This is a genomic window from Aeromonas lacus (genome assembly GCF_000764665.1).
Classification (GTDB): domain Bacteria; phylum Pseudomonadota; class Gammaproteobacteria; order Enterobacterales; family Aeromonadaceae; genus Aeromonas; species Aeromonas lacus.
Map to the genome: position 1 here is coordinate 53942 of NZ_JRGM01000180.1, position 22737 is coordinate 76678.

At 57.5% G+C, this 22737-nt stretch carries 23 protein-coding genes; 10 read left to right on the forward strand and 13 right to left on the reverse strand.

What is annotated here, in order from left to right:
* Together sdhD and sdhC are read right to left on the reverse strand one after the other, a co-directional pair.
* Window positions 1-345 (reverse strand): succinate dehydrogenase, hydrophobic membrane anchor protein, encoded by a 345-nt coding sequence (gene sdhD, locus LG31_RS0119870; protein WP_033116135.1) that lies wholly within the window; start codon window positions 343-345, stop codon window positions 1-3.
* Complete coding sequence (gene sdhC / locus LG31_RS0119875; protein ID WP_161785995.1) at window positions 339-716, reverse strand: succinate dehydrogenase cytochrome b556 subunit; 378 nt, start codon at window positions 714-716, stop codon at window positions 339-341. The genes sdhD and sdhC overlap by 7 nt, the downstream gene beginning before the upstream one ends.
* A gap of 64 nt (window positions 717-780) precedes the next feature.
* Here sdhC and LG31_RS21085 point away from each other — a divergent pair, with 64 nt between their 5' ends.
* From LG31_RS21085 to LG31_RS0119885, 3 genes are all read left to right on the forward strand, one after another.
* Window positions 781-969 (forward strand): hypothetical protein, encoded by a 189-nt coding sequence (locus tag LG31_RS21085; RefSeq protein WP_124242845.1) that lies wholly within the window; start codon window positions 781-783, stop codon window positions 967-969.
* A 180-nt stretch (window positions 970-1149) separates the two neighbouring features.
* Window positions 1150-2436: a citrate synthase gene (locus LG31_RS0119880; protein WP_033116137.1), complete on the forward strand. Its 1287-nt coding sequence runs from the start codon at window positions 1150-1152 to the stop codon at window positions 2434-2436.
* Between the two features lie 93 nt (window positions 2437-2529).
* Window positions 2530-2847 carry a DUF4377 domain-containing protein gene (locus tag LG31_RS0119885; RefSeq protein ID WP_033116138.1) on the forward strand — a complete coding sequence of 106 codons (318 nt, stop codon included), beginning with the start codon at window positions 2530-2532 and terminating at the stop codon, window positions 2845-2847.
* A gap of 62 nt (window positions 2848-2909) precedes the next feature.
* Here LG31_RS0119885 and LG31_RS0119890 read toward each other — a convergent pair whose 3' ends face one another.
* Together LG31_RS0119890 and LG31_RS0119895 are read right to left on the reverse strand one after the other, a co-directional pair.
* On the reverse strand, window positions 2910-3302 hold the full coding sequence (locus LG31_RS0119890; RefSeq protein WP_050513497.1) for a GNAT family N-acetyltransferase: 393 nt from the start codon (window positions 3300-3302) through the stop codon (window positions 2910-2912).
* Between the two features lie 57 nt (window positions 3303-3359).
* Window positions 3360-4205, reverse strand: a complete 846-nt coding sequence (locus tag LG31_RS0119895; RefSeq protein ID WP_033116157.1) for a DUF5718 family protein — start codon at window positions 4203-4205, stop codon at window positions 3360-3362.
* A gap of 515 nt (window positions 4206-4720) precedes the next feature.
* Between LG31_RS0119895 and LG31_RS0119900 the strand changes: the two genes are divergently transcribed.
* Both LG31_RS0119900 and LG31_RS0119905 read left to right on the forward strand, forming a co-directional pair.
* Window positions 4721-5308 carry a class IV adenylate cyclase gene (locus tag LG31_RS0119900; protein WP_033116139.1) on the forward strand — a complete coding sequence of 196 codons (588 nt, stop codon included), beginning with the start codon at window positions 4721-4723 and terminating at the stop codon, window positions 5306-5308.
* Window positions 5305-5697, forward strand: a complete 393-nt coding sequence (locus tag LG31_RS0119905) for an NUDIX hydrolase (RefSeq protein WP_033116140.1) — start codon at window positions 5305-5307, stop codon at window positions 5695-5697. Before LG31_RS0119900 ends, LG31_RS0119905 begins: the two co-directional genes overlap by 4 nt.
* Before the next feature lie 74 nt (window positions 5698-5771).
* Here LG31_RS0119905 and pdxY read toward each other — a convergent pair whose 3' ends face one another.
* From pdxY to LG31_RS0119920, 3 genes are all read right to left on the reverse strand, one after another.
* Window positions 5772-6635, reverse strand: a complete 864-nt coding sequence (pdxY, locus tag LG31_RS0119910) for a pyridoxal kinase PdxY (protein ID WP_033116141.1) — start codon at window positions 6633-6635, stop codon at window positions 5772-5774.
* 164 nt (window positions 6636-6799) lie between these two features.
* On the reverse strand, window positions 6800-7555 hold the full coding sequence (locus LG31_RS0119915) for a DUF429 domain-containing protein (protein ID WP_033116142.1): 756 nt from the start codon (window positions 7553-7555) through the stop codon (window positions 6800-6802).
* Between the two features lie 76 nt (window positions 7556-7631).
* Window positions 7632-8195 (reverse strand): VC2662 family protein, encoded by a 564-nt coding sequence (locus tag LG31_RS0119920; RefSeq protein WP_033116143.1) that lies wholly within the window; start codon window positions 8193-8195, stop codon window positions 7632-7634.
* A 256-nt stretch (window positions 8196-8451) separates the two neighbouring features.
* Here LG31_RS0119920 and ybcJ point away from each other — a divergent pair, with 256 nt between their 5' ends.
* Window positions 8452-8685: a ribosome-associated protein YbcJ gene (gene ybcJ / locus LG31_RS0119925; RefSeq protein ID WP_033116144.1), complete on the forward strand. Its 234-nt coding sequence runs from the start codon at window positions 8452-8454 to the stop codon at window positions 8683-8685.
* Window positions 8686-8769: 84 nt separating this feature from the next.
* On the opposite strand, the gene LG31_RS0119930 is transcribed toward ybcJ, so the two are convergent.
* From LG31_RS0119930 to LG31_RS0119945, 4 genes are all read right to left on the reverse strand, one after another.
* Window positions 8770-9243, reverse strand: coding sequence for a DUF4442 domain-containing protein (locus LG31_RS0119930; RefSeq protein WP_033116145.1), 474 nt, complete (start codon window positions 9241-9243; stop codon window positions 8770-8772).
* 146 nt (window positions 9244-9389) lie between these two features.
* Window positions 9390-11141, reverse strand: coding sequence for an ABC transporter transmembrane domain-containing protein (locus LG31_RS0119935; protein WP_033116146.1), 1752 nt, complete (start codon window positions 11139-11141; stop codon window positions 9390-9392).
* The gene (locus tag LG31_RS0119940; RefSeq protein ID WP_033116147.1) at window positions 11138-12874 is read right to left on the reverse strand and encodes an ABC transporter transmembrane domain-containing protein; all 1737 of its coding nucleotides are present in this window, start codon (window positions 12872-12874) and stop codon (window positions 11138-11140) included. Before LG31_RS0119940 ends, LG31_RS0119935 begins: the two co-directional genes overlap by 4 nt.
* Before the next feature lie 163 nt (window positions 12875-13037).
* A complete protein-coding gene (locus LG31_RS0119945) occupies window positions 13038-15842 on the reverse strand; it encodes a hybrid sensor histidine kinase/response regulator (protein WP_033116148.1) in 2805 nt (934 codons plus the stop codon).
* Between the two features lie 153 nt (window positions 15843-15995).
* Here LG31_RS0119945 and trxC point away from each other — a divergent pair, with 153 nt between their 5' ends.
* Window positions 15996-16430 carry a thioredoxin TrxC gene (trxC, locus tag LG31_RS0119950; RefSeq protein ID WP_033116149.1) on the forward strand — a complete coding sequence of 145 codons (435 nt, stop codon included), beginning with the start codon at window positions 15996-15998 and terminating at the stop codon, window positions 16428-16430.
* Window positions 16431-16580: 150 nt separating this feature from the next.
* Window positions 16581-17963 carry an SLC13 family permease gene (locus LG31_RS0119955; protein WP_033116150.1) on the forward strand — a complete coding sequence of 461 codons (1383 nt, stop codon included), beginning with the start codon at window positions 16581-16583 and terminating at the stop codon, window positions 17961-17963.
* A 64-nt stretch (window positions 17964-18027) separates the two neighbouring features.
* Here the strand turns inward: LG31_RS0119955 and LG31_RS0119960 are convergent, their stop codons facing one another.
* Together LG31_RS0119960 and LG31_RS0119965 are read right to left on the reverse strand one after the other, a co-directional pair.
* Entirely contained in the window at window positions 18028-20502 is a 2475-nt protein-coding gene (locus LG31_RS0119960; protein ID WP_033116151.1) for a glycogen/starch/alpha-glucan phosphorylase, read from the reverse strand.
* Between the two features lie 377 nt (window positions 20503-20879).
* Window positions 20880-21077, reverse strand: a complete 198-nt coding sequence (locus LG31_RS0119965; RefSeq protein ID WP_033116152.1) for a DUF4250 domain-containing protein — start codon at window positions 21075-21077, stop codon at window positions 20880-20882.
* Window positions 21078-21307: 230 nt separating this feature from the next.
* Here LG31_RS0119965 and LG31_RS0119970 point away from each other — a divergent pair, with 230 nt between their 5' ends.
* Window positions 21308-21793, forward strand: a complete 486-nt coding sequence (locus LG31_RS0119970; protein ID WP_033116153.1) for a cell division inhibitor — start codon at window positions 21308-21310, stop codon at window positions 21791-21793.
* A 255-nt stretch (window positions 21794-22048) separates the two neighbouring features.
* Entirely contained in the window at window positions 22049-22483 is a 435-nt protein-coding gene (locus LG31_RS0119975; protein WP_033116158.1) for a YcgN family cysteine cluster protein, read from the forward strand.
* Window positions 22484-22737 lie beyond the last annotated feature (254 nt).

Below are 22737 nucleotides of genomic sequence, written 5' to 3' on the forward strand. Positions count from 1 at the left end.
TTACACACCCCACAGCACGACGAAACCCGTCATCAGATAGACAAACAGCACCACGACCAGCGCGAACTGCAGCGCACCGCGCAATCCCACTGGCTTGATATAGTCGGTCAGCACCTGCCACAAACCGATCCATGCATGGATCAATACGCACAGCAGAGCCAACAGGGTGAAGACCTTGGTGAAGGTGTTGGCGAAAAAGCCGGTCCACACCTCGTAGGTGATGTCGTTAAACGCGACAAAACCGACCAGATAGAGGACATAACAGGTCATGATGAGGGCGGTGGCGCGGATCAGGATGTAATCGTGTACGCCGCTGCGCCCGAAGGTTGCAGAATTGGTTACCATACAAGCACTCCCGCCAATACTGCCAGAACCGCGGTGATCACGAAGGCCACACGGGCGCTCTGATTGCCGGATTCCAGCTCTTCCCAATAGCCCATATCCATGACCAGATGACGCAGACCACCCACAATGTGGTAAGCCAGCGCAGTCAGGATCCCCCACAGCACGAGTTTGACCAGGAAGTTGTCCATGATGGCAACCACGGTTTCAAACCCTTCGGGAGAGGCGAGTGAAGTACCAAGCATCCACAGCAAGATGCCCAGTGCAACAAAGGTAATGACCCCTGAAACACGGTGCAGGATGGATGCAATGGCAGTGACAGGAAAGCTGATCGTCTGTAGGTCGAGGTTGACCGGTCTCTGTTTGTTTTTCACGCTTGCCCACTCAGCTCCATTGAGCACGTTAGTTATTGTTTTAACTCGTTTCTGAGGGCACGGGATGGTGATTGTTGGTTATTTGTTACCAAAACACTCTGAAAAAGCCAAAAATCCGGTTTTCGGTTTCACATCAGGCTTTGCCAAAGCGTTTCAAACACCCGCAGCCATGACCCACGTGGCGCAGTATATCGGCGGGCTTAACCGAAGACAATCAAATAGCTACAAAGAAAACACAAAACCGCAAACCTGATCGCATATTTTATTTAACATTTAATTAATGGCCATCCAGCAAAATTGACATTGATAGGGAACTCTGTTTCAAATAAGGCGCTCCAGCCACCTCGGTATGGGTAACAACCTTTGCCAGCGTCATAAAAGTCGTAATAGAGTAGGACTGGAACCAAATTATAAAGAGCAAAGGAGACGTGCTATGGCTGATAAAATAGCCACCCTACACCTGCCCGGGAAAGATCCGGTTGAATTGCCGATCCTCTCCGGAACAGTCGGACCGGATGTCATTGATGTCAGAAAACTGGGTGCACAAGGGTATTTCACCTTTGACCCGGGCTTCATGGCGACCGGTTCTTGCAAGTCCGCCATTACCTATATCGACGGGGATCAGGGTGTCTTGCTGCACCGTGGTTACCCGATTGCCCAGTTGGCCAAAGAGTCCAACTACCTCGAAGTCTGCTACATCCTGCTCTACGGCGAGGCGCCGACCAAGGCCCAGTTCGCCGAATTCCAACGCACCGTAACCCGTCACACCATGGTGCACGAGCAGATCGCCTTCTTCTTCCGCGGCTTCCGTCGTGACTCCCACCCCATGGCCATCATGTGTGGCGTGGTGGGTGCCCTCTCCGCTTTCTATCACGACGCCCTCGATATCAATAACGAACAGCATCGCGAGATCTGCGCCTTCCGCCTGCTCTCCAAGATGCCGACCCTGGCCGCCATGTGCTTCAAGTACTCCATCGGCCAGCCGTTCATGCAACCGCGTAACGCCCTCTCCTACGCCGGCAACTTCCTGCACATGATGTTTGCGGTGCCGACCGAAGAGTACAAGGTCAACCCGGTGGTTGAGCGCGCCATGGATCGCATCTTCACCCTGCACGCTGATCACGAGCAGAACGCCTCTACCTCGACCGTTCGTCTGGCTGGCTCCTCCGGCGCCAACCCGTTTGCCTGTATCGCGGCCGGTATCGCCTCCCTGTGGGGCCCGGCTCACGGTGGTGCCAACGAGGCCTGCCTGCGCATGCTGGAGGAGATCGGCTCGGTGGATCGCATCCCCGAATACATCGCCCGTGCCAAGGACAAGAACGACTCGTTCCGTCTGATGGGCTTCGGTCACCGGGTCTACAAGAACTACGACCCCCGTGCCCAGGTGATGCGCGAGACCTGCCACGAGGTGCTCAAGGAGCTGCAGATCAAGGATCCGCTGCTCGACGTCGCCATGGAGCTGGAGCGCATTGCGCTCTCCGACCCCTACTTCGTCGACAAGAAGCTCTACCCGAACGTGGACTTCTACTCCGGCATCATCATGAAGGCGATCGGCATCCCGATGAACATGTTTACCGTGATCTTCGCCATCTCCCGCACCATCGGCTGGATCGCCCACTGGAACGAGTTCCACTCCGATCCGGATGGCAAGATCGGTCGTCCGCGCCAGCTCTACATCGGTGAGCCGCTGCGCAAGTTCGTCCCGATCGACGAGCGCTAAGCGCTTGAGTCGACATGGTTTGTTACAAAGGCGGTCATTGACCGCCTTTTTATTTGTCGCTCTAATGCCCCTTTCAATTCGAAGGAGTCCAGCATGAAACCTCTGCTTGTCAGCGCCGCCCTGCTGCTCACCGCCTGTCAGGACACCACGGCCCCACAGGGTGAGACCCTCTACATCAACAGCCAGCTGGTCGATTGTGTCGGGGTCGGGCCGATGCAGTGCATGCAGGTGCGCAGCGACGAGCAGCAGCCCTGGACGCTTTTCTATCAGCAGATCGAGGGTTTCCAGTTTGAGCCGGGCTACCAGTATCAGCTCACCGTGAGCAAGGAGCAGCTCACCAACGTGCCAGCGGATGCCTCCTCCCTGCGCTACCAGCTCATCAAGGTGGTGAGCAAGGTCGCCAGCAAGTAACGGCAGGATCAAAAACGGGGGATGGCGCAGGCCATCCCCCGTTTGTTATCTCACTTGAGTGACTATCGCGGCGGCGAGCGGCCCGTCACGGCGAACCCCATCTTTTGGTAGAAACCCACCGCCTGCTCATTCTGCTCGTTGACGTCAACCAGCGTCGCGCCGCACTGGCTGATAGCATGTTCCACCAGCCGGCGACCCACGCCACTGCCGCGCACCGCCGGCGCCACAAACAGCATCTCTATCTTGCCATCACATAGCCCGCAAAAACCGGCAATGCGCCCCTCCTCCGTCCGGGCACAGTGCAGTGTCACCGCATCGAAGTAGTGCTCCAGAATCAGCGGCTTGAGCGCGAGGATCTCGGCCTCGGGCAGGAAGTGGTGGGTCGCCCGCACCGAGGCCTCCCACAGCTCGATCAGGGCCGGATAATCAGCCCGGGATACAGGGACAATCTTCATTAAATGGCTCGATATGATAACCAGCGGGAAGAGATATCTCCCCGCTGACAAAGGTGATTAGCGTACCTGCACCGCCTGCAGCAGCACCGACACATCGGCACCAAAGTTGCGGCTGCGGATCGCTTCGCGGATATCCGCTTCGCTGTAGCGGCTGCCCGGATAGACCACCACACAGGAGGTGTCGCCGGGTTTGAGGAAGTGGGTCTCGCCAAACGGGGTATAACGGGTGGCACCGATGCTGATGAGCGCATGGGGAGGATGCCCCGCCTGCGCCAGCAGCCCCTGAATATGCTCCGCCGGACCTTCATCCTGCTGATGGTTGAACTTGTCGATGGCCCAGTCGAGCAGCTTGCCGTGGAAGTAGCTGTAGTCGATGGCAGCGCTGTCTACCCCGTAGGCGTGCAGCTCGCCATCGCGCTCCAGATAGCAGGCGATGCGATAATCATCGAGCTCGCAACCGGCGGCAAAACCGGTGAGCGGCAGCAGGTTGGCCGCCAACCCCTTGCTCTCTTCGCCCCAGTTCTTCTTCTCGCTGATCTTCTTGGCGTTGGGACGACGGATGGAGCAGTCGTTATAGGCGCCAAAGGCACGGGGATGGATCGCCACCACCTGCTTGTCGGCATATTCCAGCTCGCACCAGAGGGCCACTTCCGGCTCAATCTGCACCTTCTCGTCACCACTGACCGCCGCTTCCGGCAGGAAGATGGCGTTATTGCTCAGCGGAAAGACCCCGAGCTGGCCCGGATGACCCGGCACGAAGAAGGGGAACAGCGCCTTGGGCGCGGTGGTATCACGCACCACGACCGCCACGAAATCCGATGCTTCACCCGCCTGCTCCAGATGACCGGCGAAATTGCCCGCTACCCCGAGTCCGATAAACTTGCTCTCTGCTGTTACTTGCATCTTGCTCACCTGCATCTTGCCCACTCAAGGTAGCAGGCTCGTCGCCCACTACCGCTAAAGTGGCAAGATTAAACCACAAGGCCCCCGCGTTCGCCCAGTCCGACCCTGCGCTGGTGTGCGCCACTCCGCTTTTTTGACTCCGGTTGGCGACGCCTTGCACCATTTCAGTCACCTCATCCACCTCGTCCGCCACCCGGGCTGGTCATCTTGTCGCCATCAGCAACTGATCTGCCTTGCAGCAATCGGCCAACGCCCCTCAGAAGCGAAAAACAGAGTGCAACAGCCGAAAACCGGGTTCACCTATCGATATAAACAAAAACGCAGGCATTTAGACAAAAGGCATAAATTCTACTTATAGTGACCAGTTTGGCCCCTCTCTGCCTCGTCGGCTGCCAGCCAAACCCCCTGCGGCCATCTTCCGACCTCTTCCTCTCTATTCTCTCTTTCTCCTCTTTGGCCTGCGCACCAACTTTGCTAGGCTGCCAGCCACACAGACTCACAGAGGGATCTTCTTGATGTCACAGGCGCACTTTCAGGGCCGCTTCGAAGTCGAGTTCAAATATCGGCTGGCAGATCGCCCCGCCTTCCTTAAGGCGCTGCTCGCCCTCAATCCGGAGGTGATGCTGGAAGATAATCTGGAGCAGGATCGCTACTTCGACACCCCGGACGGTGCCCTTGCCCGCGCAGGCAAGAGTCTGGCGATCCGCACCATGGAGCCCTCCGGCATCCAGCTCTGGATCGTCAAGGGGCCCGAGGCGGATCGCTGCGAAGCAGTCAATATCAGCGATGCCGACAAGGCCGTCAGCATGCTTATTACCATGAACTACCGGCAGATCCTCGAGATCACCAAACAGCGCAGCATCTACTTTATTGGCCCGTTTCACCTCACCCTGGATCATCTGGCCGGGATCGGCGATTTTGCCGAGTTGGCCATCATGACCGATGACGAGGCTCTCCTGCCTGAATTTCGCCAGCAACTGCTCGCGCTGGCAGCGCAGTTGGGGCTATCTCCCGATGCGCAGGAACCGCGATCCTATCGCACCCTGTGCACCCGGCACATGCAGGCAACACACACCACGCAACCAGAGGATGCAACCCGATGATCGACAAACTCGCCTGGCTCACTTTCAAGGATCAGCAACTACTCTGTGCCCGCTCCCACGGCAAGGCCATCTATTACATTCCCGGCGGCAAGCGCGAACCGGGCGAGAGCGATGAAGCGGCGCTGATCCGCGAGATTGACGAGGAGCTGGCCGTCACCCTGCAACCCGATACCCTGCGCTTTGCCTGCGAGTTCAGTGCCCAGGCCGATGGCAAACCGGCTGGGGTCGAGGTACGGCTGCGCTGCTACACCGGTGAAGCCAGCGGCACTCCGGTCGCCTCGGCCGAGATTGCCGAACTGCGCTGGCTCGATAGCAGCCATCTCGACGAGCTATCACCCGTCTCCCGCCTGCTCTTTGGCTGGCTCAAGGAGCAAGGGCTGCTCCGCTAACGCCTTTAGGGAGCGCGGCACAAACAAAAGAGGTGAGCCAATGGCTCACCTCTTTGCATCCGAAACAACACTCATCAGGGCAGTTTAACCGCCCGCACTTCAACCTCAGGCAGGGCAAAGGCATCTTGCGCGGCGATGAGTTGCAGCTCGTAGGCCTCCTGGCGCCAGGTCTCTTGCAGCACGGCGTCCACCGCCGCATTGGTGCGCTCAAAGGCGCTTACCGCATCGTGGCCGGTCAGCAGGTTGGCCAACATCAGGGCGCTGATAAGATCGCCGACCCCGACCGGCTGGCGGGCAAAGTCGTAGAGCGGGCGGGCAATCAGGTAATCCCCATCCGGGGTCGCCAGCAGCATCTCGAAGCGGCTCGGATCTTGCGCCGCGCGGCCCAGATGCTTGACCAGTACCAGCTTGACGCCACGGGCCAGCAGCTGATGGGCGGCGGCGCGGGTCTGCGCCAGATCCGCCAGATGGGTATCGCAGAGTGTCTCCAGCTCCAGCAGGTTGGGGGCCATCATGTCGGCCACCGGCAGCGCCTGCTCGGTCAGAAAACGGGTAACGCCGGGAGCGACGATGCACCCCTTCTCGGGATGCCCCATCACCGGATCGCAGAAGTAGATGGCATTTGGATTGGCCGCCTTGACGGCGTTGACCACCTTGAGGATCTCGTCACCCTGCTCGGCCGAACCGAGGTAGCCGCTCAGCACCGCATCGCACTGGCCCAGCACCCCGATATTGCCCAACCCTTCGGCCAGCGCGCTGATGTGTCCCGCCGGCATCGCCATCCCCTGCCAGCCCTGTGCGTACTGGGTATGGTTGGAAAACTGCACCGTATTGACAGGCCACACGTCGACCCCCAGACGGCGCATGGGGAAGACGGCGGCGCTGTTGCCGGCACAGCCGAACACCACGTGGGACTGAATAGAGATAACGGATTTCATCGGGATCACCACAACAAAGGATCAGCAAGGTGGGCAATATATCGGATGAAGATATTGGATTGCCACCCTGGCACGGCACGAACCGGCATTTTCCTGATTAAACGCAGGCTTTTGGCCTGAAGCCATGCCATTCGGCGCTGCTTTGTGTTCGTTTTTTCTGCTCGCTACGGGCGGGCGAAGTGGTACACCCACCCCTCATCCAGCGCCATCCCGGCTGGCGGAGTCAACAGGGCGGGCAGCTGGGCGACCCGACCGCCAGCGGCATATTGCAGCGCCATCAGGGCGCACAGCGCCGCATCGTAGCGATCCGTATCCGGCACCACATCGGCAGGCAGCAGCGCCGCCAGCTCGGGTCTGGCAGGGGATGCCTTGCCCGCAACCTTGGCCAGCGCCGGATAGACCTCCAGCACGGCGCGGCGGGCCTGTGGCAGTACGGTCGGTACCAGTTGCAGATCCGACAGATTGGGCAGCATGGAGAGTGCCAAGGTGGCATTGTTGCCGAGCCGATCGAAGGTGGCCGACAGCGGCTTCTTGCCATATTGCTGATGGATCCAGCGATCACAGTCGCGATAGGCGTAGGGGTTGTCGATTTCCCGCTCAGGCACGGCGCAGGAGAGCGGCTGGCCGTTAAGCAGGTCACGCAAGGCGCGGGGAAAAGCGAGCGGTGCATCGATACCGAGCGCCAGTTGCGGGCAGGCCTCGACTTGCGCAAGCAACGCTTCATCCTGCAGGGCCGGACGCAGCAAGGCGGCCAGATCCGGCGCGATCCGCGAGCTCAAGCGAAACAGCGGCGACACACCGAGCCAGTGCAGGCTGCTGGAGTCGGCCTGCCAGCCCACCACGGCCACCGCCTGGGCGCTGCCCTGCCAGCCCCGCACATCCCAGCCAATTCCGATTGCACTCATCTGCCCTGTCGTCATCTGTTACCTCTGTGTCACGGATAGAAGGGGCACAGGGTAATCAGCCTGCGGGCTTAACGCAAAGCGAACCGCCCACTCAGAACGATTTCTGGAAGTTCACCAGCGGCAAAATGGGGAAGACGCCGTTGGCAGCGTAGTTGGCCAACCCGATCTGCAAGCCGTCGAGGTGCTTGGTGGCATTGATAAAACCGATCTGGAAGGTGGTGCGCTCGGCATAGTTGACCAGACCGACGTTGGCCAGCGCATTGCCTTTGGCGATATTGACCGCCCCCCAGTTGAGCCCCTGTACGTTATTGGTCAGGTTGACCAGCCCGAGATTGACGCCGGTATCCTGCCCCTCATGCCAGTTGACGGCATTGATGGCCACCCCGCCAAACTGGTGGCGCACCCGACCGGCACCGAGAAAGATACCGAGCTGCAGGCCACTGAACCGATCCACATCGGAGAGGGCAAACACCGGCAGATCGATTCCCTTCACCTGACCGGTACGACCGTAAAGCAGAGAGGCGCGCGCCCCCTCTACCTGATGGGAGGCGGGCAGATTGACCCCGGGCAGGGAAAACTGTACCGGCGTACTGGCTTGCGCTACGCCGCACAGCGTGAAAGCGCCGCAGGCCAGCAGCAGTCGGGAGAGTGTCATCGGAAGCTCCTTGCATTTGCATCAGCAGGAAAAGGAGCATGCTAACAGCCGGGGAGTACCGAGGGGACAGCGCGAGGGACGCGCTGCGTCATCAGGCGTCCCAGCCAACCGCCAAATGCGGGGTGGCACGCAAAAAGGCCGCCTGTGTCCGGCCATTTTTCACGGCCATCGGCCCCCTTCCCTTTCCTTGCCGGGGTGAACTGCCTAGAATAGCCGCCCTGCCACGTCCGGCATTCATCCAGTTAGAGGATTTCCCATGGAGACGTTTCTGCTCGAAGGTCACCCCTTCGTTGCCTTGTGTGACCTTATCAAGCATCAGGGTTGGGCCGATTGTGGCGGCGCAGCCAAGGCGCTCGTCGCCGAAGGTCTGGTCGAAGTGGACGGTCAGGTCGAAACCCGCAAGCGCTGCAAGATCGTGGCCGAGCAGGTGGTCAACTTCAACGGCATGAAGGTCGTGGTGAAAGAGGGGATGAGCCCGGAGATCGAGTGATCTGCCAAGGCTGATTGCCACCGCTCCGCCAGATCTGCCGGCGGAGCGTTTGAGCTGCCCGAACGGGCGTATCTCTTGAGCGCGTCAGCTTGCCTTGATCGAGAGGGTCAATACGAAGCGCGCCATCGCCTCATCCCCGTTCAATGACGGACAGGTGGCCACCACCCGGATCGGGCGGTTGATGCGCTGACCAGTGGCCAGCGATTCATCGATCATGGCGTCGATCTCCTCCCCCGCCGCGCAATCAAACTGCACATCCCCCTCGGGCCGCTTCAAAAACTCCCCCTGCACATCCTTGAAGGCAAAGTGCACCTTCTTGCGCCGTTGCCGCCCCTTCTCCATCACCAGCAGACCGCCCACCAGATCGGCACCGGTGGCCAGCGCGCCAAAATACATGCTGCCCAGATGGTTGCGGGTTCGCCAGCCAAGGGGAATGCGAATGCGCAGCGCCTTGGCGTTCATCTCTTCGATGATCGGGGCACAAAAACCGATAACAGGGATGTAGCGCCAGGCAAAGAGCCGCAGCGCCAGATTGGCCTTCAAACGTTGCAAATCCATATGCGAACTGATCCGATGAGTTGATGTAAACAACATGTTGCCAGCATGGCCGTCCTTGGACAAGGACGCGGATCACGCTTGCCGCTATTTCATTACCAAAAAAAGAGGGAACCGCAGCGGTTCCCTCTTGTGCATTTGCCGGTCGATCAGGCCCGCTTCTCTTCGAGCCAAGCCCCCTGACTCTGCATCTCGAACAGCTGGGCATAATGGCCACCCAGCGCCATCAACTCGCCATGGCGGCCCCGCTCGTTGACCTGCCCGCGAGAGAGCAGCAGGATCTCGTCCGCATCGACGATGGTCGAGAGGCGGTGGGCAATGGCGATGGTGGTACGGCCACGACGCGCCGCCGCCAGCGCCGAAGAGAGGGCCAACTCGGTCTGGGAGTCCACGCTGGCAGTCGCCTCGTCCAGAATGAGGATGCGCGGATCCCCCACCAGCGCGCGGGCAAAGGAGAGCAGCTGGCGCTGGCCGGCGGAGAGGTTCTTGCCCCCCTCCTCCATCAGGGTGTTCAAGCCCTCCGGCAGGCTGCGCACAAACTCGGCCAGCTGCACCTCGCTCAGCGCCTGCCAGAGCCGCGTCTCGTCGATGCCTTCACGGCCGAGCCGCAGGTTCTCGGCCAGGGTACCGACGAAGATAAAGGGATCTTGCTGCACCAGCCCGATACTGCGGCGCACAGCCGAGAGCGACAGGCTCGCCATCGGGTGATCATCGAAGCAAATGATGCCCTGATCCAGCGGGTAGAAGCCCATCAGCAGGCTGATGATGGTGGACTTGCCGCTGCCGGTGTGGCCTACCAGCGCCAGCATCTGGCCCGGTTTGGCAGTGAAGCTTATGTCGCGCAGCACCTGCTGCTCGCCATCGTAGGAGAATCCCACCCGCTCGAAGCTCACCTGCCCCTTGAGCGGCCACATCTCGCCGTCGGTGCTCTCGCGGATTTCATCGAGCAGGGCAAAGACCCGCTCCCCCGCCACCATGGCCTGCTGCAGCTGGTTGAGCTGGTTGGTCATCTCGATGAGCGGCTCAATCATCCGCCCCAGATAGCTGATAAAGGCGTAGAGCACCCCCACCTGAATGGCACCCGCGCTACTCAGCCCCTCGCGGGCAAACAGTGCCAACAGACCGATCAGCACCATCATGTAGAAGAGATCGATAAGCGGGCGCAGCAGGATGCCGTTGATCTTGAGACTCTTGAGGCGCGCCGCCCAGTGCTGCTGGTTCACCTCGGCAAAGGCGTTGGCAAAATGGCGCTCCTGCACCATGGCCTGAATGACCGGCATCCCTTGCAGCGACTCGTTGAGGCGGCTGTTGATGTCGGAGAGCAGGCTGCGGGTCGCCCGCACCACCGGCACGCTCAAGCGCTGATAGAGCCACATCACTCCGCCCACCGCTGGCAACAGGCAGGCACAAACCAGCATCAGCCGCAGATCCAGCAGCGCCATGGAGATGAGAATGCCGCACAAGAGCACCACCTTCTGCACCAGCAGCCCAATCACCTGCACGTAGAGGTTCATGATCGCCTCGGTATCGTTGGTGATGCGGGAAATCAGCGAGCCGGATCGATGCTGGTCAAAGTAGCGGGCTGGCAAGCGGATCGCGGTGGCAAATACCTGCTCGCGCAAGGTTTGCACCACCGCCTGGGCAATGCGGTTAAAGCGCAGGGATTGCAGGTAGAAACCCGCGGCAGAGAGCACCTGCAAACCGAGATAGCCGGCAGCGATGGCCGCAATGGCGGGCCACACCAGCTGGCGCGGTGTCAGATAGTCATCGATGAACAGTTTGATGAGCAGGGGGCCCGCCACTTCGGCACCGGTTGCCAACAGCAAGCAGAGGGCGGCCTGAATGAGCCAGCGCGGATAAAGGGCACAATAGGCGAGCAGCCGTTTGATGGTCGGGTTCACAGGCTCTCCTCCACTGCTTCTTCGAGACGCTGGTAACGCACCATATCTGCATACCAGCCGTTGTGAGCCATCAGGGCACCGTGGCGGCCACGCTCACTGACTGCCCCCTGCTCCAGTACCAGAATTTCATCGGCCTGCTCCACCGCAGTCATACGGTGGCTGACCAGAATGAGTGTGCGCTTGTGCGCCTTGAGTGCGTGCAGGATCTGCTGCTCGGTGTGGGCATCCACCGCCGAGAGCGCATCATCGAGCACCAGAATGGGCGCATCCAGCAGCAAAGCACGGGCGATGGCGAGCCGCTGCTTCTGGCCGCCAGAGAGGGTAATCCCCTTCTCCCCCACTTCGGTCTCGTAGCCTTTGGGGAAACGGCTGATGTCATCATGCACGCAAGCGATGCGCGCCACCCGCTCCACCTCCTCTCGGCTGGCATCAGGCCGACCAAGGGCGATGTTGGCAGCGATAGTGGTGGAAAACAGGAATGGCTCCTGCGGCACATAGGCAAACTGGCTGCGCAGCTCACCCAGCGCAAGTTGCGAGATGGTAATATCCCCCATGCGGATCTCTCCCGCAGTGGGATTGGCCAGCCGCATCAGCAATTTGAGCAGAGAACTTTTACCCGCACCGGTACGCCCGACAATCCCCAGCATGCCGCCAGCTTGCAGGGTGAAATCCACACTCTGCAACAGGGTACGTTGCTCAAGCTGGTACCCCACATCGCGGGCTTGCAACGGGAAGGGCGAGACCAGCGCAAGCGGGTGAGCCGGCTCTTCGATATCGCTGCGCTCCCCCAACAGACTTTCAATCCGCGAATAGGCGGCGCTGCCGCGCTCTATGATGTTGAACAGCCAGGCGATGGCAAACATGGGCCAGATCAGCTGACCGAGGTACATGGTGAAGCTGGTGAGCTCCCCGAGGGTCAGCTCGCCCTGCAGCACCAGCGCGCTGCCACCCGCCACCGCCAGAAAATAGGAGCAACCGATGCAGAGATAGATGACGGGATCGAACTTGGCATCGATGCGGGCCACCGCCATGTTGCGTTCCCCGGCCTGCCGGGTCAGTTCGGCAAAACCTTGATCCTCAAGGGATTCAACGGCGTAGGACTTGAGCACTCGCACACCGGAGAGCGCCTCCTGGGTTTTGTTGTTGAGTTTGGAGAATGCCCCCTGCGCTGACTTGAACTGCTTGTAGATCTGCTTGCCAAAGCGGTTCATGAAAAAAGCCATCACCGGCAGCGGCAACAGGGAGAGCAGAGTCAGTTGCCAGGAGTACTGGCTGCACATGATGGAGAGCACCAGCACCCCAACCATGATGGAGTCCACCAGGGTCAAGACCCCTTCCCCGGCTGTCATCTCCACCGCCTGAATATCGTTGGTGGCATGGGCCATCAGATCGCCGGTACGGTGGCGCTGGTAGAAATCGGGGCTCATCCGGGTGAAGTGGCTGAACAGACGGTTGCGCAGCACAAAGGCTAGCCGGTACGAGGCGCCAAACAGCATGACTCGCCAGGCGTAACGCAGCATGTAGATGAGTAAACCGAGGCCAAACAGGCCGGCCAGATAGCCCGTCAGCGTTGCGCTATCGAGGGATCCCCTGGTAATGCCGTCCACCACCCAGCCGACCACTTTGGGCGGAATGACGGTCAACAAGGCCACCACCATCAGCAGAGAGATGGCGATCAGATACCGCCGCCACTGCTCCCTGAAAAACCAGCTCAATCGTATAAATACGCTCACACCACCAACCTTTGCCCTTTTAACTGCCATAACGCACAGATGCTGACAGCATTCTCACGGGTCGACATCAGAAAAGAAAACAATCGCCTCCGGCTGGAGGCGATTTGAATCGAAGGGTCATCATATCCCGAACCATGGGGTATGAGAATAATTACTATTTAATTCACTGAGAGGGGCGATCATCACCTGTTGCATAGGGGCTATACGAATTTTCGTGCTGCTCACCGGTCAGAAGAAAGTGGGATACCTCCTCTCTGGTCTGGCTGAATACCTGTTGCAGTTGCTCAAGATCTCCTTCGCTCAGCACCTCATTTTGCCGCAGCCGCCACTCAAGCTCCCCGGCGACCACCTGCAAACGGGCTGCGGAGATATTGGCCGACACCCCCTTGAGGGTGTGCAGCAGTTTGCTGGCAACATCAGGTTGCTGACGGCGCAAGGCCGAGCGGATCTCCCACAGGTCATCCTTGTGCTCCGACATGAAGAGCTTGAAGAGGATCTGCAGCGCCTCCTTATCCTGCTCCAGCCGCTTGAGCGCATCTTGCAGGTCAAGCACGCCCATCATGTCGGGCGGTTTCACTTCCAGCATACCGCTCTGCTCCAGCTCTTGTGGTTTTACCCACTGCAGCAGGTTGTTGTAAAGATCGAGCTTGCTGACCGGTTTGGTGACATAGCCATTCATCCCGACCCCCAGACAACGCTCCTTGTCGCCCGGCATGGCACTGGCGGTCAGCGCAATGATGGGCACATCGTGCTTGTCGACCATCTTGCGGATCTGGCGGGTAGCATCGAGTCCATCGAGCACCGGCATCTGCAGATCCATCAGGATGACATCAAACGGCTGCTCGGCAACGCGCTCTACAGCTTCGCGGCCATTGTTGACCACGGTCACGACTGCATCCACCCGACGCAGATATTCGATAATGAGCTGCTGGTTAACCCGGTTGTCCTCGGCAAGCAACACCCGGGTTCCCTGCAACAGAGATTTGAAATGCTGCTGATCGCCTTGCGCTTCTGCTTGCCGCAAGTGGTGTTCGTAAGAGCTGCCATTGAGCAGCTCATCCACCTTGGCCAGCAGGGAGTTTTCGGTCATCGGCTTGGGCAGGAAATGGGTCAGCCCGATACTCTCCATCTTGCCGTGCAGACCATCTCTGGACCAGGCACTGATCATCAGAATAGGAATACGGCGCCACTGGCTGTGCTGATACATCTCGAGGGCCAGATCCAGCCCATCCTCCTGCCCCATCCGCCAGTCGAGAATAGCCAGCTTCAGGCTCTGCCCCTCTTCCCGCAACACCTGACGAGCACGGGAAAGCGAATTGACTGCAAGCACCCTGACGCCGGCACGGGTCAGGATATCTTTAGCCAGATCCAGCACCAGCTCGTTGTCATCCATCACCATCACCAGCGGTTGATGTTCGAAGAAGACTTTACGGCCGGCCACGCCATAAACAGCCTGAGTCATGGGAATATCAAACTGGAACAGCGAGCCGACCCCGGGTTTGCTCTGCACCGAGATCCGCCCGCCCATAAGTTCCACCAGGCGCTGGGAGATGTTAAGGCCAAGGCCAGAACCTCCATATTTTCTGGTATTGCTGGCATCAATCTGGGTAAAAGCCTGGAACAAATGAGCCTGCTTATCTTCCGCAATCCCGATACCGGTATCGCGGATACTGAAGCGGATCCGCATGGGATGAGCGCTGGCCAAACTAATCGACACTTCCACCTCACCGCGCTCGGTAAATTTGATAGCGTTATTGACCAGATTGACCAACACCTGTCCCAAACGCAGGGGATCACCACGCAGGAAAACCGGGACATCCGACGACTTGCAAATGATCACCTCGATATGCTTGCGCTCGGCCAAATCAGCAAACATGCCCGCCAGCGAATCAAGCTGCTCACTGAGATCGAAATCGATCTCTTCCAGCGTCAGTTTGCCTGATTCCACCTTGGTCAAATCGAGGATGTCGTTGATAAGCAGCAGCAAGGTATCGGAAGAGGATTTGATCTTGCCAAGGTAGTCCCTTTGCTGTTGATCCAGCTCGGTTTGCAGCGCCAGCGAGCTAAACCCGATGATGGCATTCATGGGCGTGCGGATCTCGTGGCTCATGTTGGCCAGAAAATCACTTTTGGCCTGTGCCAGCAGACCAGTCTGGTGAGAGAGCTCACTCAGCTTCTGATTTCGCCGCCACAGGGTATAGGCCACCAGACCAAAGCAAATCAAAGCCCCCCCGAGCACCATCAGATAGAAGCGGTTCATCAGTTTGGCGGCACACTCAAGCCGATCGAGCTTCCAGCGCACCAGCGTATCTACCACATGCATGTCGATCAGCCTGTTACGCAACGTGTGATACGCAACCACCTGACGGCTCAGATCAGCACTCAACTGAACCAGAGCTATAACATCTGGCTGATCGCGATAGCGGGTTGTCAATTGTTGCTGCAGCAGGGTCAGCTGCTCCTGCTCCTCTTTACTCCAGCTTTTTTGCAGGAATGACCCCAACTGTGCCAGCTCCTTGAGATTGTTCTGCAAGGTGTCGTCTGCCTGTGGCAGTGCCAGTACCTTGTGCAGTTGCAGCTGGAATGGCTGCTGAATGTACTCTATCGCCATCTCCATGGCATGGAGTTGGGCCAGCTCCATCAGATAGGAGTCCATATCCTGCAACAGAGTCTGGGAAAGGGGAAAAGAGATGAGCAGTGGATCACTGCGAACCATACGCACAAAGCTATCCAGATTTGCAGATAACTGGCTGAGGCGCTGCTGGACGTTGGTGTCATTGGCCTGCTCCCGTCCAAGTAGATAGACGGTATCCGAATTAATCCGGTTCAGCACAACCTCTGCTGCGGTACTCATATCCTCAGCTTGCTGCTGCTGACTGAGCAACTGCCAGCAGTATCCCGAAAACGCGAGCAGCAAGGCAACAACCAGCCCAAGCAGCACACGGTTTTTCCGTGATCCTTTGTTCATCCCGTCTCGACTCTCAACTGTGGTCGCTGAATTATCCTGCAGGGTAATGAACCCCGGGAGCATGATCCACTCCTGCCGGCCATTGTGTTACCGTGACGCGGCGCTGATTGGGCAGTAAATCTCCCCATCAGAATACATCTACAGGAGCCAATTATGTCATTTGTCACTACTTATTGTAGCCACTGCTTTACCAGAAACCGCCTGCCTGAGGACCATATCGACCATTCAGCCAAGTGTGGCCACTGCAAAGCCGCGCTTTTTGGCCAGACCCCGACACTCGGTCGTGACAACCAGTTTGATACTCTCATCAGCTCCGACATTCCGGTTGTCGTCGATTTCTGGGCCAGCTGGTGCGGCCCCTGCCAACAATTCGCCCCTGTGTTTCACGAAGTGGCCCACGAAATGGAGCCACGAATGCGCTTTGTCAAAGTGGATACCGAGCAGCAAGCCAGCATCGCTGCACGCTACGCCATTCGCAGTATTCCCACTCTGATGGTCTTCAAACAGGGCAAGATGGTGGCGCAAGCCAACGGTTCACGGCCCAAGAGCATGTTCAAACAGTGGCTGGAGCAATTCGCCAACGTTTGATGGATGTTGCGCACATGTTTAATTTCATGCCGATTAATCAATCACTCTGTGAGTAGTGACTGATTTTCGGCACACAAGTCTGTTTCATTCAGGTGAAGAGATGTAGTCTCGGCAACACAAAAACAACCATAAATTAACCGAGAGAACATTATGCACACATCTGCTGTACCCTCAGCCTCATCTCGCTGGCTGGATGTCAAATCAGGGATAGTTATCCTGGATGTCCTGCTTCTCTGCGCCATGCTCGCCTGGCTGCCATTTGACCCCATGGTCAACAAGGGGCTGGGCATTCTGGTCTTTATCGCCATCCTCTGGCTGACTGAAGCTCTCCATGTCACTATCACCGCTCTGCTGGTGCCTCTGCTCGCGACCGTGCTCGGGGTCTTTGACATGAGCAAGTCACTCACCGACTTCGCCAACCCGATCCTCTTCCTCTTTTTCGGTGGCTTCGCACTGGCTGCCGCCCTCTCCAAACAGGGACTGGACACCCTGATGGCTGGCAAGGTGATGCATCTGGCCAACGGGCACCTTGGCTGGGGCGTCATTTTGCTCTTCACCATTACCGCCGCCATGTCCATGTGGATCAGTAACACCGCCACCACCGCCATGATGCTGCCACTGGCGATCGGCATGCTGACCTGCCTTGATAGCAAAAAGAATCGTGCCACCTTCGTGTTCGTGCTGCTTGGTATCGCCTATAGCGCCAGCATCGGTGGTATCGGCACCTTGGTGGGTAGTCCACCCAACGCAATTGCTGCCGCCCAGATGGGGATCGGCTTCACCGACTGGATGAAGTTCGGGATCCCGGTCGTCCTGATCCTGATGCCTTGCGGCATTGCCCTGCTCTATCTGGTCACTCGCCCGCAGCTCAACCACAAGGTTGAACTGCAGGATGTCACCATCAACTGGACTCGCGAGCGCAAAGTTACCCTGGCTATCTTCCTGACTACTGTGGTGCTGTGGATCGGTTCGCAACCTATCTCCAATGCCTTTGGCGGGATACCTCAACTCGATACTCTGATCGCCATGGGGGCCATCGTTGCCATCGTGGTCAGCCGGGTTGCCAGCTGGGATGATGTGAACAAGAACACCGACTGGGGCGTGTTGATGCTGTTTGGCGGCGGCCTGACCCTGAGCGCCATCCTCAAGGCCACCGGTACCAGCGCCTTTCTGGCGGAACATCTGTCGGCCGTGCTCTCTCACGCCAACATTTTCGTGATCCTGCTGCTGCTCGCCGCTTTCGTGGTCTTCCTGACCGAGCTGGTCTCCAATACCGCGACCGCAGCGCTGCTGATCCCGCTCTTTGCCGGCGTAGCCGAAGCGCTGGGCGTCTCTCCCGTTGTCATGGCGGTTCTCATCGCCATTGGTGCCTCTTGCGCCTTTATGCTGCCAGTCGCAACGCCGCCCAATGCCATCGTCTTTGCCAGTGGCCATATCCGCCAGCAAGAGATGATGAAAGCCGGTATGTCATTGAATCTGGTCTTCACTGTGCTGCTGGCGATGCTGGCTTTCTTTGTCGGCGATATCCTCTGATAACAGCTAGCCCCCAGATAAACAAAACCCCCGCATTGCGGGGGTTTTTTATTGCCGGGAACCGTTAGTTGACGGAGCAGCGTTTCAGGTTCCAGATCCGCTCTACGTAGTCCTGGATGGAGCGGTCGGAGTTGAACTTGCCCATGGTGGCCGAGTTGATGATGGCCTTCTTCGCCCACAGCGCCGGATTGCGATACCAGGTATCGATCAACTTGTGCGCATCGGAATAGGACTGGAAGTCCGCCAGTGTCAGGTAAGGATCACCCCCTTCCAGCAAGGAGCGCTTGATGGAAGCCAGCTCACCCGGACGACCCGGAGTGAAGTAGTCGGTATCAAACCAGTCCAGCACAGCCTTCAGTTCTGAGTTCGCATAGTAGAAGTCATACGGGTTGTAACCGCGCCCTTTCAGGGCCTTCACCTCGTCCACGTTCAGACCGAAGATGGCGCAGTTCTCGGCACCCGCCTCTTCCGCGATCTCGATGTTGGCGCCGTCAAGAGTACCGATGGTGATGGCACCGTTGAGGGCCATCTTCATGTTGCCGGTACCGGACGCTTCATAGCCAGCAGTAGAGATCTGCTCGGAGACATCAGCAGCGGGGATCAGCTTCTCGGCCAGGCTCACGCGATAGTTCGGCATGAACACCACTTTCAGCTTGCCCTGAATACGGGCGTCATTGTTGACCCGATCCGCCAACTTGTTGATGGCATAGATGATGTCTTTGGCCAGCCTGTAACCGGGCGCAGCTTTAGAGCCGAAAATGAACACGCGCGGATGCATGTCATAGTCCGGGTTGGCCAGCAGACGACGATAGAGCGCCATGATGTGGATAAGGTTCAGCTGCTGACGCTTGTACTCGTGCAGACGCTTGATCTGGACGTCGAAGATCGCCTCAGCGCTGACATCGATGCCGGTTTCCGCCTTGATGACCTTGACCAGCTTCTCTTTGTTATGACGCTTGATGGTCATGAACTGCTTCTGGAATGCTTTGTCGTCGGCAAATTTCACTACACCACGCAGCTTGTCCAGCTGCAGCGGCCACTCCTTGCCCACCACCTCGTTATAGAGTGCAGCCAGCTCCGGGTTGCAGGCCAGCAACCAGCGACGCGGCGTCACGCCGTTGGTCACGTTGCACATTTTCTCCGGCCACAGCTCGGCATACTCGGGGAAGAGATCTTCCTTGACCAGCTTGGAGTGGATCTCCGCAACGCCGTTCACTTTGGAAGAGCCGATGACGCAGAGGTTGCCCATGCGCACCTTGCGTACACTCCCCTCTTCGATGATGGAGAGTTTGGCTTTGATGGCATCGTTACCGGGCCACTTGGGTTCGACCAGCTCGTTCAGGAAACGGGCGTTGATCTCATAAATGATCTCGAGATGGCGTGGCAACACCTTCTCGAACAGGCTGACAGACCACTTCTCCAGCGCTTCCGGCAGCAGGGTGTGGTTGGTGTAGGAGAATACCTGATAGCTGATCTCCCAGGCGGCAGCCCAGTCCAGCCCCTCTTCATCCACCAGCACTCGCATCAGTTCGGGAATGGCGATAGTGGGGTGAGTATCGTTGAGCTGGATAGCGATCTGGGCCGCGAAATTGCTGAAGTCGCTCTCATGCACCCGCTTGTAGCGGCGCATGATGTCCTTGATTGAGCAGGCGCAGAAAAAGTACTGCTGGATCAGGCGCAGCTCTTTACCGGCATCGGTCTCATCGTTCGGATAGAGCACCTTGGAGATGGTTTCGGCCTGTGCTTTCTCGGCCTGGGAGTCGATATAACCACCGGCGTTGAACACATCCCAGTCAAAAAACTCGGAGGCACGGGATTCCCACAGACGCAGGATGTTGACGGTGCTGCCGCCAAAACCGACTACCGGGATATCCCAAGGTACCCCTTTGATCTTGCGACCCGCGTGCCACACCTTCTTCAGACCGCCGTTATCACCGAAGACGGTCTCGACATAGCCATAGAGGGGGACTTCCTGTACCGACTCAGGACGGCAGATCTCCCAAGGGTTGCCGTATTCACGCCAGGAGTCCGGACGCTCAATCTGGCGGCCATCCTGGATCTCCTGACGGAACAGACCGTGTTCGTAGTGGATACCGTAGCCCACTGCCGGGTAGTTCAGGGTTGCCAGCGAGTCGATGAAGCAGGCAGCCAGACGACCCAGGCCACCATTGCCGAGCGCCATATCAGGCTCGTGTTCACACAGGTCGGTCAGATCCAGACCGAGTTCGCTCAGCGCCTCTTCACAAATCTTGTAAAGAGAGAGGTTGTGCAGGTTGTTGGAGGTCAGACGCCCCATCAGGAATTCAGCAGAGAGATAGTGAATAGCACGAGTATCTTTCTTGAAGTGAGTCTGCTGAGTGCGGGTCAGGCGCTCGTACACCTGTTCGTTAACCGCCGCTGCGGTGGCTTTCCACCATGCATCGTGAGAGGCTTTCTGTTCGCTTGTTCCCAAGGTAGAACGCAGGTGACGCACGATACTCGCCTTGAGCTGATCTTTATCCAGTTGGAGATCCTGGTCTGTCTTCTTCTTGGTAGCCATAAACCATATTCCTTCGTTACAAATAAAATTGTTATCCCGAGGATCGGGACCGGCGCTGTTGTTATCTCAAAATATGTACCGGCGTGAGAATACTAACGAAAGCCGCACAATTAAAAGTTAACGCAAGTCACACTTTAACCGATGAAAACAGCCCAAAAAGCGTGAAAACCCTTTCCTTTGACACGTTGCCATTCATAAAAAATAACCACCTTTATCAATAAGTTATGCTTAAAGTGAAAATAAAATAACGTGAATAGGTTTTCAACGATTGCCAGGCTTTGAAAATCCTTGAAAATAGGCACTGAAACGGCGCATTGAAAGCGATTTCAATGCGCCGATATATGCTACAAGGCAAATATGAAACCTGCATTGCACCATCAGGTGTGTGCCTTGAACTGATTGCTCAAAGGATCATAGTGATATCCAATCTGGCCCAACCGCACCGCCAGCAGCTCCTCACTCATGTCGTAATAGGCCAGCAACTCCTCCAGCCCATCACATTCAAGCCGCAATTTCTCATTGATGATACCCAGCAAAATGTTGGCATCCAGACGCTGCAACGTGCTGATATCCATCTCGGCTCCTCCTCTTGACGACCTGTATAACCATGGGTGGTACACCCCGGTTTGTCCATAGAACAAAAAAACGCCACCTCTAGATAGATTATGTACCTATTTAAAATCAATTACTTATGGAAGTATTGCATCGTAACGATCACATATTTCTTTAAAAACAGCTTGTCAGGTATCCATAACAGAACTACTGTATGTGCATACAGCTTGTATTTTCATACAGGATAAAGGATATGAACCAGACTCTGCACTCTCCCTCTGTCGTAATGAGCAGCACCATCAGCCGTCCATGGCCAACAAGGATCCTCTGCAAAGCGGGTGCGGCCACAGCCAGCGTGCGTATTCACTCCGATGAACAGTTTCTGGATGAATTGACCCGCATCGGTAACAACCATACTGGATGGATCCTGTTGATCGCCCCACCCGGCCGCCCTGCAGCCAACCGGTTGCAGGAACACGGTATAGACCCGAAACGGGTGCTGATCGTACACAGCCCGAAAATCAAGAACTGGCAACAGACGCTAGAGCGCAGCCTTTGTCAGGGTCATTGCGCCGCAGTGTTTACCTGGCTACCCGAACAGATCGAGCTGGATCACGCAAAATTGCAGCGCCTTGGCCAGCAGTCAGGCATATTGGCCTGCTTCTTTGGCGCCAAACGTATTGCTGTGAACAGTAAACGAATGAGCTATGGCGAGCAGGATATCTATCTCAATCACTGAGCCAAAGTCGAGATCCTCTTGATAGCGCCTTCTTCACCCCCACTTGAGTGAAGATGATGGCCACCCACAGAGTCTGGAAAGAGATGGTTAAAACAGACGGTACAATGAACCTGACGCCAGCGTAGGTACCTTATGGCGCCAGGCAATATATCGAGTTCACTCATATTTTCTCGCCATTGGTACGCTCACCTTGAAATGCCGGGGGACAAGGGGTATAACCACGCGTTTTATCAGGTGTATTAAGTGAGCGGTATGATGCAAGCCCCCTTTTGGCAGACCAAGAGTCTGCAGCAGATGACTGAGTCCGAATGGGAATCCCTCTGCGACGGTTGCGGCAAGTGCTGCCTCAACAAGCTGATTGATGAAGATACCGAAGAGCTGGTATTCACCAACGTAGCCTGCAACCTGCTCAACACCAAAACCTGCCAGTGCTCCGACTATATGAACCGCTTCAAGAAGGAACCGGATTGCCTGCAGATCACCCATGACAAGATCGCCGAGTATGACTGGCTCCCCTCCACATGCGCTTACCGTCTGCTTGCCGAAGGGCAACCCTTGCCGGAGTGGCATCCCCTGCTGACCGGGAGCCGCTCAGCCATGCATCAAGCGGGACAATCCGTACGTGGTAAGGTGATCCACGAAGATGAGGCGGGTGAGTGGATTGACCACATCATCACTTGGGCCAGCTAACGCGCTCAATCTGCAATATCTGAAACAACAAGGGCTGCACATGGTGCGGCCCTTGTTGTTTCTGCAAGACATGCTTGTCCATCCGGGTAGAATATTCATGTTGATGTGACGAGCATGACGCACATGCCCGCCCCTCACAATCAGACGCATGGTAGGCAGAGGCAGAGGCAGAGGCAGAGGCAGAGGCAGAGGCAGAGGCAGAGGCAGAGGCAGAGGCAGAGGCAGAGGCAGAGGCAGAGGCAGAGGCAGAGGCA